12 protein-coding genes are annotated in these 13,975 nt (G+C 38.2%); 3 read left to right on the top strand and 9 right to left on the bottom strand.

Annotated features, from left to right (window positions below):
• Positions 1–8: 8 nt before the first annotated feature.
• The 4 genes from KKF75_00700 to KKF75_00685 all read right to left on the bottom strand — a co-directional run bounded on the left by KKF75_00700 (position 9) and on the right by KKF75_00685 (position 2,498).
• Positions 9–767: an SIMPL domain-containing protein gene (locus tag KKF75_00700; GenBank protein MBU4380726.1), complete on the bottom strand. Its 759-nt coding sequence runs from the start codon at positions 765–767 to the stop codon at positions 9–11.
• 275 nt (positions 768–1,042) lie between these two features.
• Positions 1,043–1,585 (bottom strand): hypothetical protein, encoded by a 543-nt coding sequence (locus tag KKF75_00695; protein ID MBU4380725.1) that lies wholly within the window; start codon positions 1,583–1,585, stop codon positions 1,043–1,045.
• On the bottom strand, positions 1,578–2,093 hold the full coding sequence (locus tag KKF75_00690; GenBank protein MBU4380724.1) for a hypothetical protein: 516 nt from the start codon (positions 2,091–2,093) through the stop codon (positions 1,578–1,580). Before KKF75_00690 ends, KKF75_00695 begins: the two co-directional genes overlap by 8 nt.
• Positions 2,094–2,123: 30 nt before the next feature.
• On the bottom strand, positions 2,124–2,498 hold the full coding sequence (locus tag KKF75_00685; protein ID MBU4380723.1) for a hypothetical protein: 375 nt from the start codon (positions 2,496–2,498) through the stop codon (positions 2,124–2,126).
• Between the two features lie 137 nt (positions 2,499–2,635).
• Between KKF75_00685 and nusA the strand changes: the two genes are divergently transcribed.
• Both nusA and infB read left to right on the top strand, forming a co-directional pair.
• Complete coding sequence (gene nusA, locus KKF75_00680; protein MBU4380722.1) at positions 2,636–3,727, top strand: transcription termination factor NusA; 1,092 nt, start codon at positions 2,636–2,638, stop codon at positions 3,725–3,727.
• A 14-nt stretch (positions 3,728–3,741) separates the two neighbouring features.
• Positions 3,742–5,202, top strand: coding sequence for a translation initiation factor IF-2 (infB, locus tag KKF75_00675; GenBank protein ID MBU4380721.1), 1,461 nt, complete (start codon positions 3,742–3,744; stop codon positions 5,200–5,202).
• Positions 5,203–5,303: 101 nt separating this feature from the next.
• Here the strand turns inward: infB and KKF75_00670 are convergent, their stop codons facing one another.
• Positions 5,304–6,503, bottom strand: a complete 1,200-nt coding sequence (locus KKF75_00670; GenBank protein ID MBU4380720.1) for a hypothetical protein — start codon at positions 6,501–6,503, stop codon at positions 5,304–5,306.
• A complete protein-coding gene (locus KKF75_00665; protein MBU4380719.1) occupies positions 6,504–7,361 on the bottom strand; it encodes a DsbA family protein in 858 nt (285 codons plus the stop codon).
• A 67-nt stretch (positions 7,362–7,428) separates the two neighbouring features.
• Between KKF75_00665 and KKF75_00660 the strand changes: the two genes are divergently transcribed.
• Positions 7,429–8,526: an aminopeptidase gene (locus tag KKF75_00660; GenBank protein MBU4380718.1), complete on the top strand. Its 1,098-nt coding sequence runs from the start codon at positions 7,429–7,431 to the stop codon at positions 8,524–8,526.
• Here the strand turns inward: KKF75_00660 and KKF75_00655 are convergent.
• The 3 genes from KKF75_00655 to mgtA form a co-directional block, all read right to left on the bottom strand.
• The gene (locus tag KKF75_00655) at positions 8,511–9,881 is read right to left on the bottom strand and encodes a hypothetical protein (GenBank protein MBU4380717.1); all 1,371 of its coding nucleotides are present in this window, start codon (positions 9,879–9,881) and stop codon (positions 8,511–8,513) included. The genes KKF75_00660 and KKF75_00655 overlap by 16 nt on opposite strands.
• A 427-nt stretch (positions 9,882–10,308) precedes the next feature.
• Positions 10,309–11,349 carry a radical SAM protein gene (locus tag KKF75_00650; protein MBU4380716.1) on the bottom strand — a complete coding sequence of 347 codons (1,041 nt, stop codon included), beginning with the start codon at positions 11,347–11,349 and terminating at the stop codon, positions 10,309–10,311.
• Between the two features lie 90 nt (positions 11,350–11,439).
• On the bottom strand, positions 11,440–13,962 hold the full coding sequence (gene mgtA / locus KKF75_00645; GenBank protein MBU4380715.1) for a magnesium-translocating P-type ATPase: 2,523 nt from the start codon (positions 13,960–13,962) through the stop codon (positions 11,440–11,442).
• Positions 13,963–13,975 lie beyond the last annotated feature (13 nt).

The raw sequence follows: 13,975 nt of genomic DNA, 5'->3' as shown, positions 1-13,975 counted from the left end.
GCGAAGCCTTATTTAAGCTCAAAGGTTACATAAACTGTTTTTTGGATGGTAGACGATCCGGGTTCTACTGGCGCTCCCCCACCACCACCTATACCACTATCCATTCTATAAAGCGGAGAGGGAGAGTAAGAACCGCTTTCGGAGACTGTGACAATTCCACCCAGCGTTTTACCTGCAGATTTAGCAATTATTTCCGCTTTACTCCTTGCATCCGCAATTGCTTCACTAAGCAGTGTCTTTTCGGTATCTCTAGTTTTCTTGTCATCCAACGAAAAATTGGGACCATAAACATTGGTTGCCCCAGTTGAGGCTAAAAGTGTTGCCAAATCGGAGGCTTTGGAAATATCTTTCAAATTAATTTCGATGGTGTTACTTACATTCCATTGCCCTGGTTTTTGCTTTTGGCGATCGCCTTCATAAACATAATCGGAATTTTGATAAATGCTTAAACTTTGGGTTTTAATATCTTCTTCCAAAACTCCAAAAGATTTTACAGCGCCTATAATGCTGGCAATTTTGTCGTTAACCCCTTTAATAGCAATTTCTTTATTGTCATTGTAGGCAGTAACTCCCGCAGAAAAAGAAGCGGTTTGATTGGAAACTTTTAATTCGGAGGTTCCTGTTACCGCAATGCTTTGTTGAGCATTAAAGGTTACACGACCCCAATTAATATTCTTCCAAGGAAAAAAATAGAAAGTCAGAAGGATTAAGCCAATAATAAAAAGACGAGACATTACGGTTCTCATGGGAAACATAATTTTAAACATAGAAAAAAATTTAACTCCTATTAATTGGAGTTAAGTCTAAATCATATCCACAAAAAAAGAAAGCGGCGACATTTTAAACATGCACCGCTTTCCTTAGGGGGCATTTTTGGAAAGTGGTTACTTTTTGCCCTTCTTTGCTTTCTTTGTTTTCTTTTTCTTTGCAGCCACAATTACTCACCTCCTCAAACAATATTTGAGACTCAAAATTAATCCATTCTCAATGATTAAATTTAAGAACCAAAAATACCAAGAGTCAATAGATATTTTTTGAGGAATTACTCTTTACAGCAATCTACCGCGCTTTTAACGATAGCGCCTAATTTATCAAAAATACTTACTTTTTTAACATAATTTTCATTTATATTTTCAGAAAGAAAATTGAGCTTTTTTTCATCATCCGCTTTAAGGTTTTTTGTGTCTACTAAATTTAAATTTAGACCCCAAAAAAGAGAGTATAGATCGTAAGCTTTTTTAAACATTTCTTCGGCTTCTTTTTCACCTCCTTTGGACAACATTTTTGTCCCCACCTCGATGAGTCGCATACTTGCCGCCAACAAATGCTTACTCATGCACCAAACTTCGCCTTCATAATCCTTGATAATTCTTTTTAAAAGATCCTTTCGCATGCTTCTGACATCATTTAAAATTTCAAGATATTTTTTGGCTTTTGTTTTTCCCCATGAAAAAAACAAATGTTCCTCTAAACTAATTAAATTCATTATCCCAATAGACAAATCTTCGCCCGAGGATAGGTCTAGTTTTTCGCTTTTTTCTAATTTTTTAATTTTATCTAAAAAGGATTGAATTTCTTTATCCATGTGTGACCAAGTATATGACAACACTTGCAATAAGTAAAAGAGTTACTGGGACAATTACTTTTTGATAATAAAAGAAAATTTTGTTTTGATTAATTTTGCGCAAAATCTTATCTAGCAACACTCCGCCCAAAAATAAAATCGCTCCAAGAAATATCCCAAGCAACAATTTGTCAACACCAAACAATTTGTTGTCTGGGTGACCGACAATCCCAGTGTACTGTAAAGGAAAAACGGTAAACGCAAATGTTATCAAAAAAACAACCATTGGAAGGAATTTGTATCGGATTTTTCTTTTGGCAAGCGCCTCTACAACCCACAGAGACATAGAGACAATTAATGCTCCAACCCAAACTCCCGAGATTAAATCATCAACTCCAAAATAGCGGGACAGCCCGACCCCTGCTCCAACCGCTACCGTGCAAACAGGACAAACAGCAAGAGCGGAGGATTTGATTGTTGCTAGTAAAGTGATTACTGTGAGAAGAGTCGATAACGGTTTAAACGTCATAACAAAAATTTCTAATTTTAAACTAATAGGTTAATTTACTAATCCCGCCTTACTATTTAGCAGTTGTTTTATTTCCTCCACCCCAACCAGACATTTCCCCTCTGCGTACATAAACGGCACAAAGATTTGGTCACTTGCAATGTTACAAGATAACGCGACTAAAGCCAATTCGGCAGAGTTGATTTTATCTTGGTAAACCTCTTTTTCCTCTATATCTACCTTTTCTTTTATTTTATTCTCGGTAATATATTCTTCCACATCCCTACAATGGGGACAAGTGTTTCCAAAATACAAGATTACCTTATCGGATGATGGAAGTTTAGGACGATTTGCTTGAAGCAGCAGGAATATCCCAACAAAAAGGGCAATTGCCACAATTGGAGTTACAATTGAGCTAAATTTCATCTGCCTAATTTATCAAAATACTGCACCTCTGGCAAGATGATATATGGACGGGTATCTATACTTTTGTGGTTCTTGCGCGTGGGGATATATTTTGTTAGACTACCGCTGTATTTAAGTAAATTTTAAGGATTTAATCTATGCCAATAACCGAATTTTCATCGGCCTTAAACCAAGTTTGCTCCGAGAGGGGAATCTCTCCCGATTCTGTTTTGGATGCCATAAAAATAGCGGTAATTGCGGCCTATAAAAAAGATTTTCCCGAGACAGCCAGTATTGATTTAACTACCGAAGTAGATAGAGAAAGTGGCGAAACCAGAATTTATAAAATGTTAGAGGACAACACACTCCAAGATATAACTCCCCCAGGATTTGGGAGAATTGCAGCGCAAACCGCAAAACAGGTAATATTGCAAAAAATTAGAGAGGAAGAAAAAGATGCTGTTATGGAAGAGTATCGTAAAAAAATTGGATCCATTGTAGCAGGTCATATTTTTAGGATGGAAAGAGGCACTTCTATTATTGACTTAGGTAAGGCTCAAGGTGTATTGCCACAAATGGAGCAAATTCCGCAGGAGCGCTACTATATTAATCAAAGGCTAAAAGTTTTAGTCAAAGAAATATCCGAGGGACCAAAAGGCGAGGAGATTATTCTCTCCCGATCCGATCCCAAATTTATCTCGGAGCTTTTTGCGCTAGAGGTGCCAGAGATTCCATCCAATACCGTAAAGATAGAGGCAATAGCCCGGGAAGCTGGGTCAAGAACAAAAATGGCAGTATCATCAAATTCCGAAAAAATCGACCCTGTTGGTTCTTGCGTAGGACAAAAAGGTGTTCGAGTTACCAATGTAATTGCCGAAATAGGAGACGAAAAGATAGATGTTATTCCCTTTTCTTCTAATAAAGAAAGGTTTGTAGCCGCAAGTTTAGCCCCCGCCAAAGTTAAAGATGTCCTTCTTGATATAGAAACTAAAACTGCCACAATTGAAGTTGGAGAGGACCAGCTCTCGCTTGCTATTGGTCGCGATGGTCAAAATGTTAGATTGGCAGCAAAACTTACAGGGTGGAAAATAGATATAAAAGGAGCCCATAAAAAAGAGGAGGTTGCGCCTAAAGAAAAAACTAAAGAAAAAAAAGTTGCAAAAAAGAAAATCGCAAAAAAAGCAAAACCTGCTAAGAAAAAACCCCTAAAAAAGAAGTCTATTAAAACTAAACCGAAAGCTAAGGAGTAATTCCCTTAAGAAAAATGCAAAAAAGACCGCCTGTGATCACAATTATGGGGCATGTTGACCATGGTAAAACAACCCTGCTGGACGCTATCCGCAAAACAAATGTGGCAAAAAAGGAGTTTGGAGGAATCACACAACATGTTAGCGCCTACCAAGTAACCTACAAAGATAATCTTTTAACCTTTATTGATACCCCAGGACACGAGGCGTTTACCCAAATGCGAGCTCGCGGTGGCAAGGTTGCTGACATTATAATTTTAGTTGTGGCAACAAACGAGGGAGTAAAGCCCCAAACAATTGAGGCAATTTTACACGCTAAAGCTTCGCAAGTTCCTATAATTGTCGCTCTTACAAAAACGGACTTGCCCGGTGTCTCTCTGGAAAAAATTAAGAAAGATTTGGCCGAAAAAGAGCTGTTGCTAGAAGGATATGGGGGGGATACTGTAGCGGTGCCTCTTTCGGCAAAAGAGAACAAAGGTATTACGGATCTTCTTGAAACAATCGTATTAACCTGGGAAATGGAAAAGGTCGAGGATCTTAGCCAAAATGATTTTGAGGGGGTTGTAATTGAATCTCTTTTGGATAAAAGACGGGGACCGCTAGCTTCGGTAATTGTTAAAAAGGGGACTCTTTCTGTTGGGGATACCATTTTTTCCTTTGATACCGAATGCAAAGTTAAGGCTCTAATCGGTTTTAACGGAAAGCCAGTAAAAGAGGCAGGTCCTGCAACCCCAGTGGAAATCTTGGGATTTAAATCTGTACCCCAAGTAGGCTCCATCTTATCCCACCAAAAAACCAACTCCGAGTCTGTTGAAATTTCTCAAAAAAAAGAGCTGGATAAAAATATTAAGATACTAAATTTGGTGTTAAAAGCAGATACCCAAGGAACCCTGGAAGCGCTACAGTATTCAATCGCTAAATTAACAAACACCGAGTCGCAGGTAAATTTACTTTATGCTGGGGTGGGAAGCATTACCCAGGGAGATATTCTGCTTGCAAGCTCCGCAGGTGGCATTGTTATGGGATTCAATGTTGACTATCTTTCGGATGTGGAATTTTTTGCCAAATCCCGCAAAACAATTGTTAGAACCTACCATATAATTTACGAATTAATCGAGGAGTTAACAGGCGCTCTCCAAGGCATGTTGGAGCTAGAAGAGGAAAAGATTAAAGGTCGAGCCGAAATTGTAGCTATTTTTAATTTACCATCGGGAGATATTATCTACGGAGCTTTTGTTTTCGCCGGGAGATTTAAAGTCGGAGACAAAATTGCCATTTGGGATTCCGAAGACCATCTTAAAGAGTTTCTACGAGATCCTAAAAAATCAGAGCTTCGCCCGCTTTTTGAAACTAAGGTTAAAAAGTTAAAGTTGGAAAAGAATTTTGTAGATAACGCTCCAGCTGGCAAAAACTATGGATTTTTGTTCGATCCTCAATTTAAAGAAGCCTCGGTAAACCAAATCATCCACAAGCATTAGGCGAAATTCCAATTTTCAAAATCCAATTTTTAGTATCTTCCCTGTTGAGTTTCTTCCACCTCCGAAGTGGAAGAAAAGGTGGCTGATAAATCAACATTTCTTTAGTCGCAGGCTTCCCCTCTTTCTATCACAAAAGGCGGGAGACCTGCTGTTTTTGGCAGGGATTGAATAACTTTATACTGCAAATAAGGCTTTTCATCAGCATCAAGCCACGAAAAGTGATCGTCGGGGGGAGGATATTTAATAGTAAACGGTGTTACGGCAACAATTCGATCGTCCGGTAGCCATACATTTTCAAAAGCCGTCTTATAATAATTTGCCACAGTTTCTTGATCAAGATAGCGTTTATCTACATCTTCGCCTTCTTGATGGGGCCAACCGGCCTCGGTAATAAAAATAGGCAGGTTTTTGACCCCAAAATTTTTCTCCAAAATCCCAAGCTCCCACTCATAAGCCCGCACACTATCTCTCCCCCACCCTTGGGGACTTCCTGTAAAGTTTGGCTGGGGGTAGGGATGAGACGCCCAACCATCAAGCATTTTAAAAATATCCTGAACTGTCTTGTCCATTTCAATTAAAAACGCTTCTTCGTCCATGTATCCATCCCCACCACGCGCCGAAGCATTAAATGCCCCATTAAGCATAAAAAAATTGGGGTTTACCGATTTAAACACTCTTATGGTGTCTCGTAAAATTTCTGCGTAAGTAACGGGATCTGCTCTATCCCGCCAAAATTTATCGTCATTAGGTTCGTTATAAACACTTACGAATCGCTGTCTTATTGGCCATTTAAGGGAATTTAAAAAGTAGGCTGATTGGTAAATTTGCTCTTTCTCTTCTTTTTTAGTTAAATCCCATAATTGCATAATTGGAATAAGGTGATATTTTTCCAAAAGCGCAAAAATTTTATTCCATTTTTGAGATTCGTAATCTTTAACATTAATCGGAATTAAAACATACCCCCAATCCCCACCATTGGAATTTACCAAGTCAGAAGCATAGATTACATAATCTTCTTCGGCATAGATATAAAGACCAAATTTGTTATTTTGATAACCAATGTTTTTTTGTATCTCTCCCAAATTATTATTGTATTTAAAGGGTTTTTCTACGCAGGGAGTTTTGTAATCACCAGAAGGTAAGTTTAAAACATTTAAACTTTTTACATAAATAGGTCTGCCAAAAATTGTAATTGAGGGAATTTTAGAGTACAAAAAACCGCGGTTTGCATAGGCAAACCAACTTCCAAGAGCAATAAAAATGGAAAATACAATAAAGGGTGCCTTAATATCTAGCTTCACCTAAAGATATTTTTCTATGACCTTATCAAACTCACTAATTGGCTGGGCTCCAGAAATCCACTCTCCTTTAATTGTTCCAGTATCAGATGATTTTCCTACAAAAAATGTTGGCGTTCCAATTCCTACCTGATCCGCCCAAGAAGAGTCTACTTCACCTTTGGCTATCAGATCGGCAACTTGAGTACGCAGATTTTGGTCAATAGTGTTTATTTTGGCAAGATCCTCTGCAACGGATTCCTTTTTAGTACCTGCAGTTACACACGATTTGACAGCGGTAGAATTAACCCCAACTTGGGTTGCCAAATCGTAAAGTTTTACATCCTCTATTCCCGCACCATTTCCAGCAGAGGTCTCAAACAATTTGGTATAGAATTTAAAAAATGCTGCATCCCCACCCTGCGCTCTTACGCATTCGGCTGTTTCGGCTTCTTTGGTTGCCGCTGGATCATGAAAAGACAAGGGATAATTAATAAAAGCCAACTTTATTTGACCAGTATCAATATATTTGGATTTAATTTCTGGTCCGGCTCCTGTAAGAGCGTGTCTTTTGCAATAAGGACATTCGTAATCGGAGACTTCGACCATGGTTACTGGCGCATCTTTATTCCCCTCAATTGCGCTTGTACCTAAATCTACATCCGCAAATAATGCCGGAAGTGGCTTTGGAGCGGAAGGCGCGGGATTTTGAGCAACCGCTGTCTCTGTAGTTTGGGGTTCAGGTGATTTTAGACCCAAAATTTGCGAGTTGTCTTTTACTACTACCGCAACCGCAATTAAAATTCCCGCCATTAAAATTGCCATAGGGGTTAAATAATTAGAACCAGAACGGGGGGCTTTGGGTGTTTGTTCTTCTGACATAGGGTGAATAATACACAAAGATAGTCTTTTAGTCTACAGTTTTTTGCCAATCTGATAAAATACCCCCATGAAACACCAAAGTCGCGAGGAAGCGCTGGCAAAAATAATTGTTAATCATTCGCTTAGGATTAAACCCAAAGAAAAGGTGTTGATTACTGTTTCCAACCCCCATGCTTTTTTGCTAGCTAAAGCCGTGTTTATAGAAGCATTAAAGGTGGGTGCTTACCCCTTAATGGACGAGTCTTCCATTTCTGGACTTAACTACAACTTTTACCGTTTGGCAAACAACTGGCAACTTAGTTACATTCCAAAAGAGGTTATTAAAGCAAAAATAAATTGGGCGGACGCCTATGTCCGAATTTTTTCCGAGGATAACTCCAAAGAATTAAGCCAAATTGACCCTAAAATTATTACAACAAGAACCAAACTCTTAAGACCCCTATCCGATGAAATTGTGGATTCAGATCGCTGGGTTTTAACCGAGTTTCCCTCCTATTCCATGGCACAACAAGCTGGGGTTTCGCTGGATTTTTTAACCGACTTTTACTTTGACTCTTGCATTGTAGATTATAAAAAAATGGAAAAACAGCTTTTAGGTCTAAAAAAGATTTTGGATGATGCCAACAAAATTCGCGTTGTTGGGAAAAATACAGATTTGACCCTTTCGGCAAAAGAAAGGTTGTCATGCGCCTGCTTTGGGCAAAGAAACATTCCCGATGGCGAAGTGTTTTTAGCGCCAATAAAAAATTCCCTTAACGGGAAAGTTTATTTTGAATTTCCAACGGAATACCTGAATCACGAGATGGGGGGAGTGTATCTCGAATTTAAGAAGGGAAAAGTTGTAGAGGCAAAAGCAGAAAAAGGTGAGGCGCATTTACACAAAATTTTACAAACTGACGAAGGGGCGCTTAGAGTTGGAGAATTTGCCATAGGAGCAAATTACAACATAAAACGGGGGATGAAAAATACGCTTTTTGACGAAAAAATTGGCGGTACAGTCCATTTGGCTCTTGGAAGGTCTTATAAAGAAAAGCTGGGCGGGGCACCCACAAACGGAAACGAATCAGCCATTCATTGGGATTTAATTAAAGACACCAGAATTAAAGGATCTTTTGTGGAAGTAGATGGCAAGAAAATTTTAATAGACGGTCAAATAGCCCCGTAGATAACGGATCCGCCCTCACGAAATTGCTCCTTATAGCCAAACTTACTGGGATTATCTTTTAACTCTAGATCCAAGAATGTTCCTTCGGAGATAAAAATATATTTTGTATCTAATGCTTTAAGTTTTTTATCCCAACCTTCCTGCGCCTGCAAAATGTTAAGCCACGAGGTATAAGGACTCTCATTATTTTCCCCCTTCCACGCTGGCATTCTTCCATCCACAAATACTTTTAAATTGGGTAATTTCCAAATTAAAAATCCGCCCCATTCGTAAGTATTAAAAATATTTCCTGTAGCGTTTCTTAAGAATTCCACCCCTTTACAGGGATAATGAACATAGCCAACATCGCAGTAGTTTTGAGAGAAATTGGTAATTTTTGTAATTGCTTTTGGTGCAAGCAGGACAGTAAACAAACAGATATACAACCCAAGACCTAAGACTGGAAAAGGATGTCTTGTCCATTCTCTCCATTCTATCTCTGATATCAAAACTGGAATGGTCAGAAAATACAGTGGCAAGTTCCTTCTTGCCATTACAGCAAAAACAGCCAGGAAAGATATCAAAATCACATTAAATGTGTTCTTCCTAAAGAAGGTATTTAAAAGAACTAGAATCAGCCAGGATACTGCAACAAGTACTCTTTGATAATCTAGTGGCGGAACCCATTCTGCAATAAGTCCCGAAAGATTAGTCGTAAAGTGATTTAGAACCTCAAGATAAATCTTGTAAGAAAAGGGGTTAATAAATGTTGCTATAAGACAAAACAACGAAACCAAAAACCAATATCTCCAGTGATTTTTTTGAGATGAAAGGAGTTTAATCGCCACTAATATTATCCCTAAAAAGAATCCCGCGTGGGTATTTGCCCAAAAAAGTGATAGGAAAGGCAAAATATACAAAGCTTTCTTTTGATGTTTGGTCAAAACAAAGATAAACAATGAGTAAAGCAGAAGTGTTACTATTTGCGATCTAAACCCAAGAGAAAAAATACTCCAAGATAAATAAATTCCCACATATAAAAGGCAGATTTTGATGAAAGCAGGAGCTTTAGATGAAAAATATAAAAGTAAAATCGTAGAAGTAAAAACTAAGTTACCAATTACACTTAATCCTAAAAATCCAAAGCTATTAAATGTCGCAAAGATTAATACATCATAAATAAAACTTGGGTAAGACCAAATATAGTTAGGTAGAAAGTAAGAATATCTATTTTGGGAACAAGTTTTACCAAGTTCAATTAGATCTTTGCCACATCTATAGTGCCAACCAAAATCATTGTCGGGGTGGGGAAGAAGAAACAAAAATAAAAGAGAAACTGCAAAACAAAAAAAGAGGGTTGCCTCGTACTTTGACATGGGATGATTTTAACACGGTAAATTTGGCGGGAAGCGAATAAGCCAGATTCTGTTGGTCCGCGACTTTAGGTCGGGATTGACCCTAATCTATCTACGCTCCATCTTTGTACCCATGTTGCCAAAGCTGGCTTTTGAGGGTATCTTCGTGGATTGCTGCAGGTGGGATTGCCCGTTTCATACCTCCAACATACTCAAAGGTAGGTTTTTGAGGACCTGCCCTGAGCTTAGTCGAAGGGTCGTCTCTGTTGCTCTCAAATTCTGTTAATTCAGAATTTGTCCCCCACACCTTTCGGCATGGGAACACCAGGTGTTACCACTCGGAGCTTACACTCCGTCCCTTGCTTTTATGCAGTCTGGACTTTCCTCTCCACGAATTTAGTTCGGGAGTAAGGGTCCTGCTTCCCGCCAAGCTTGATTTTATCACAAATTACGCCTTTGCAGCTAATCCTAACTGCCCACAGGCAGCGCCGATGTCTTCTCCAAAAGATTTGCGCAAAGAACAGGCAATTCCGTTGACAGTCAAAACATTCATAAACGAAGCAACGCTTTGCGGGCTTGGCGCCTCAAAAGAGCCGCCTGTTTGGTGGCAACGAATTAAATTTACATGATAAAGGTAAGCGTATTTGCCACGATTTTTTATAAGCTGCACCAAAGTTTTGGCGTGTTGATCGCTATTGTTAACTCCATTTAACAAAATATAAGAAATAAAAACCTTTTTGTGGGTTTTCCAAATGTGTTCATCAAGAGCCACAAAAACATCTTCTATGGCATGAATTTTGGAGACTGGCATTAAACTTCGGCGTTGTGGATTTAAAGGTGAGTGCAAAGAAAAAGCCAAATTGACCCTAGGGTGAGTTTTTGTAAGGGCTTTTATTCCAGGAATTATTCCAACCGTACTAACATTAATACGCTTAGGGCTTAAACCCACAAGATCGGGATCCGTCAAAATATCAATTGATTTAAGAACATTTTCCAAATTTAAAAACGGCTCGCCCATACCCATAAAAGAAATTGTGTCTACTTCTTTTCCAAGGTTTTTAAAATACAGCATTTGATCTACAATTTCGTCCACTGTTAAATTTTTAATAAACCCCATTTTTCCCGTGGCACAAAATTGGCATCCCATGGCACAGCCTGATTGCACCGAAACACAAAGAGAGTATCGTGATTCTCTTTTTTTAAGGTATCTCATCAAAACACTTTCTACTGGGTTGCCATCTACCGTCTTAAAGAAAACCTTTTCGGTTTGCTGACCTTTTAAACGAGAAACTGTTGTTAAGGAAAAAGGGACGATGTTTTCTTTTAGAAGACTTCTTATTTCTTTGGGGATGGTGGTAATTTTCTCAAAATCCAAAATGCCCCTTTTAAACACTGCATCAAGAACATATTTAATTTGAAAATCTTTAACTTTGTTTTCTTTAAGAAGGGTTTTAATTTGTATAGGTCTGTTTGTCGTTGTTTTTTCCATACCCACACTATACAGCAGGAGAAAGCGGAAGAAAAGGTAGTCTTATTCAATAAACAAGTTTGTTTCTTACGAAATAAACAAGTTTGTTTCTTACGAAATAAAACTTCTTTTAAAGGCGTATCTTTTTACAATCTCAACCGTAGCAAGATAACAAACTACCACCACAATCAAAATTGACAGAACCCCGACAGGCAAAGGGCTAAAGCTAAAAATCCTGCCAATTGGCGTAAATGGTATTACCCATCCAACTAAAACTCCAGCTAAACTCGTAAGAATAAGATACTTGCTTGCTCTACTTTGAATAAAAGGTATTTTTCGGGTTCTAATGATATGAATAACCAGAGTTTGTGTAGCTAAAGACTCCATAAACCACCCGGTTTGAAAACCCGTGGGAGAATTTTTAAAAAATAGATACAAAGCAAAAAACGAAATAAAATCAAACAGCGAGCTTATGGGTCCAAATGTCAGCATAAATTTTTTTATATTCCCTACATCCCATCTTTTTGGTTTGTTCAGATATTCCTCGTCTACATTGTCTGTCGGTATGGTAACTTGCGAGGTTTCGTAGATTAAATTATTTAATAGAATTTGGATAGGAAGCATAGGCAAAAAAGGCAGAAAAATTACGGCTCCCAAAACGCTAAACATATTACCAAAATTGGAACTTATTCCCATCATGACATACTTCATGGTATTTCCAAAAGTCCTGCGCCCCTCCAAAACTCCATCTTTTAGCTGATTTAACCCTCTTGCAGTCATAACCATATCTGCCATTTCTCTTGCTATATCTACGGCGTTTGATACCGATATTCCAACATCGGCAGTTTTTAAGGAAGGGGCATCGTTTATTCCATCTCCCAAATAACCCACAACAAAACCACCTTTTTTAAGAGCTAGAATTATTTTTGTTTTATCTTCGGGCAAAAATTCGGCAAAAATTGTGGTGTTTTTAACTTTTTGCAACAACGCGTCTTCGGACATCTCATCTATTTCGGAACCTAATAAAATACCCTTAACTTTAAGATCGACCTCTTGGCAAATTCTGCTAGCCACAAGCTCGTTGTCACCAGTAATAATCTTTATTTCTATCCCAAGATTTTCCAAATCACGAAGGACTCTTGTAACATCTTTTTTGGGCGGATCTAAAAATGCCAGATATCCAATGAGCTCCATATCGCACTCGTCGCTTGTGCTATACCTCTCTTTAATAACTTGTTGCTTTTTAATTGCTACAGCAAGTACTCTAAAACCCTCGTTACTTAGTTGTTTATACCTATCCGCAAGATTGGCTGTATTTACAATATTACTGGCTAGTTTAAATATTTCCTCGGGAGCTCCTTTTGTAATAAGAAAGTGATTTTTATTTTTATCTTCAACTACAACTGTCATTCTCTTTCTTTTAAAATCGAAGGGAATCTCGTCTATTTTTTTATACCCCGCAATATCAACTTCTTTAAAACTTAAGACCGCCTCGTCCATAATATTGTTAATTCCCGTCTGAAAGAAGCTATTTAAATAAGAGTGAAACAACACCTTTTCGGAATGGTTACCAGCCAGATCGATATACTTAATGAGTTTAATTTTATTTTCAGTCAGCGTTCCAGTTTTGTCGGTACACAAGACATCCATACTTCCGAGAGTTGGAATGGACGACAATCTTTTTACGATGACGCCCTTTTTTGCCATGTTAAGTGACCCCTTGCTCATACAGACCGACATGATCATAGGCAAAAATTCCGGTGTAAGACCAACCGCAATTGCCACAGAAAACATCAGAGAGTTAATAAAGTCAAACTTAACTAGAGCGGTAAACGAAAAGATAAAAAGGACAAAAACAAGAATAATTTTAGAAATAAAAAGGCTAAAAGAGAGAATTCCCTTGGTAAACTCGTTTTCGGTAACATTTTGGGAAAGATTTAGAGCGACTTTTCCAAATTCCGTGCGACTACCAGTTCTAATGACAAGAACAACCGCTGTACCCGAAATAATACTGCTACCGTGCAAAAGAATGTTTGTCAGCTCAAAAGAATTTTTTCCCTTGGGGTTTTGTTCCTCGGCATGTTTTTCCGCGGGAAATGACTCTCCAGTTATTGTAGATTGGTTGGCAAAAACATCTGTACTTTTTAAAATGCGACAATCGGCTGGAATCATATCTCCAGCATTAAGCTCCACAATATCTCCCAAACAGACATTTTTTGTGGCAATTTCTTTTTTTACACCATTTCTTATAATTGCCGTTGTGTAAGCCAACTTGCTTTTTAATTTTTCCGAAGCCAAATTTGCTTTGTACTCTTGAACAAAGTTTAACGCCACACTCATGACAACTATAACAAGCACGATGCTGGCTTGAAATCTATCCCCCAAAATAATTGAGATCACGGAAACAACCATTAGGATCAAAATTAAGGGATTTTTAAAATTAGACAAAAATTGCAGTATCAGGTGGTGTTTTTTTTCTTGCTTAATTAAGTTTTTTCCGTACAACACCAAGCGCTTTCTAGCCTCGGAATCCAAAAGTCCTTCGGGAGACGATTTAAGTTTGGCAAGTAATTCCGCAGAATCCAATCTAGAAAAATATTCTAAGCTTTGATTTATTATCTCGGGGGCAATCATAAAAACATTATAC

This window comes from Patescibacteria group bacterium (genome assembly GCA_018896215.1).
GTDB lineage: Bacteria > Patescibacteriota > WWE3 > 0-14-0-20-40-13 > 0-14-0-20-40-13 > JAHINB01.
The sequence above is the reverse complement of the archived record's forward strand: the minus strand, read 5'-3'. Positions and strand labels throughout refer to the sequence as shown.

Bases quoted from the DNA above. Each gene is read 5' to 3' on its own strand.
- KKF75_00665 (MBU4380719.1), bottom strand. From the start codon at position 7,361: ATGTCAGAAGAACAAACACCCAAAGCCCCCCGTTCTGGTTCTAATTAT.
- KKF75_00685 (MBU4380723.1), bottom strand. From the start codon at position 2,498: ATGAAATTTAGCTCAATTGTAACTCCAATTGTGGCAATTGCCCTTTTT.
- nusA (MBU4380722.1), top strand. From the start codon at position 2,636: ATGCCAATAACCGAATTTTCATCGGCCTTAAACCAAGTTTGCTCCGAG.
- KKF75_00700 (MBU4380726.1), bottom strand. From the start codon at position 767: ATGTTTAAAATTATGTTTCCCATGAGAACCGTAATGTCTCGTCTTTTT.
- KKF75_00655 (MBU4380717.1), bottom strand. From the start codon at position 9,881: ATGTCAAAGTACGAGGCAACCCTCTTTTTTTGTTTTGCAGTTTCTCTT.
- KKF75_00650 (MBU4380716.1), bottom strand. From the start codon at position 11,349: ATGGAAAAAACAACGACAAACAGACCTATACAAATTAAAACCCTTCTT.
- KKF75_00695 (MBU4380725.1), bottom strand. From the start codon at position 1,585: ATGGATAAAGAAATTCAATCCTTTTTAGATAAAATTAAAAAATTAGAA.
- KKF75_00660 (MBU4380718.1), top strand. From the start codon at position 7,429: ATGAAACACCAAAGTCGCGAGGAAGCGCTGGCAAAAATAATTGTTAAT.
- KKF75_00690 (MBU4380724.1), bottom strand. From the start codon at position 2,093: ATGACGTTTAAACCGTTATCGACTCTTCTCACAGTAATCACTTTACTA.
- mgtA (MBU4380715.1), bottom strand. From the start codon at position 13,962: ATGATTGCCCCCGAGATAATAAATCAAAGCTTAGAATATTTTTCTAGA.
- infB (MBU4380721.1), top strand. From the start codon at position 3,742: ATGCAAAAAAGACCGCCTGTGATCACAATTATGGGGCATGTTGACCAT.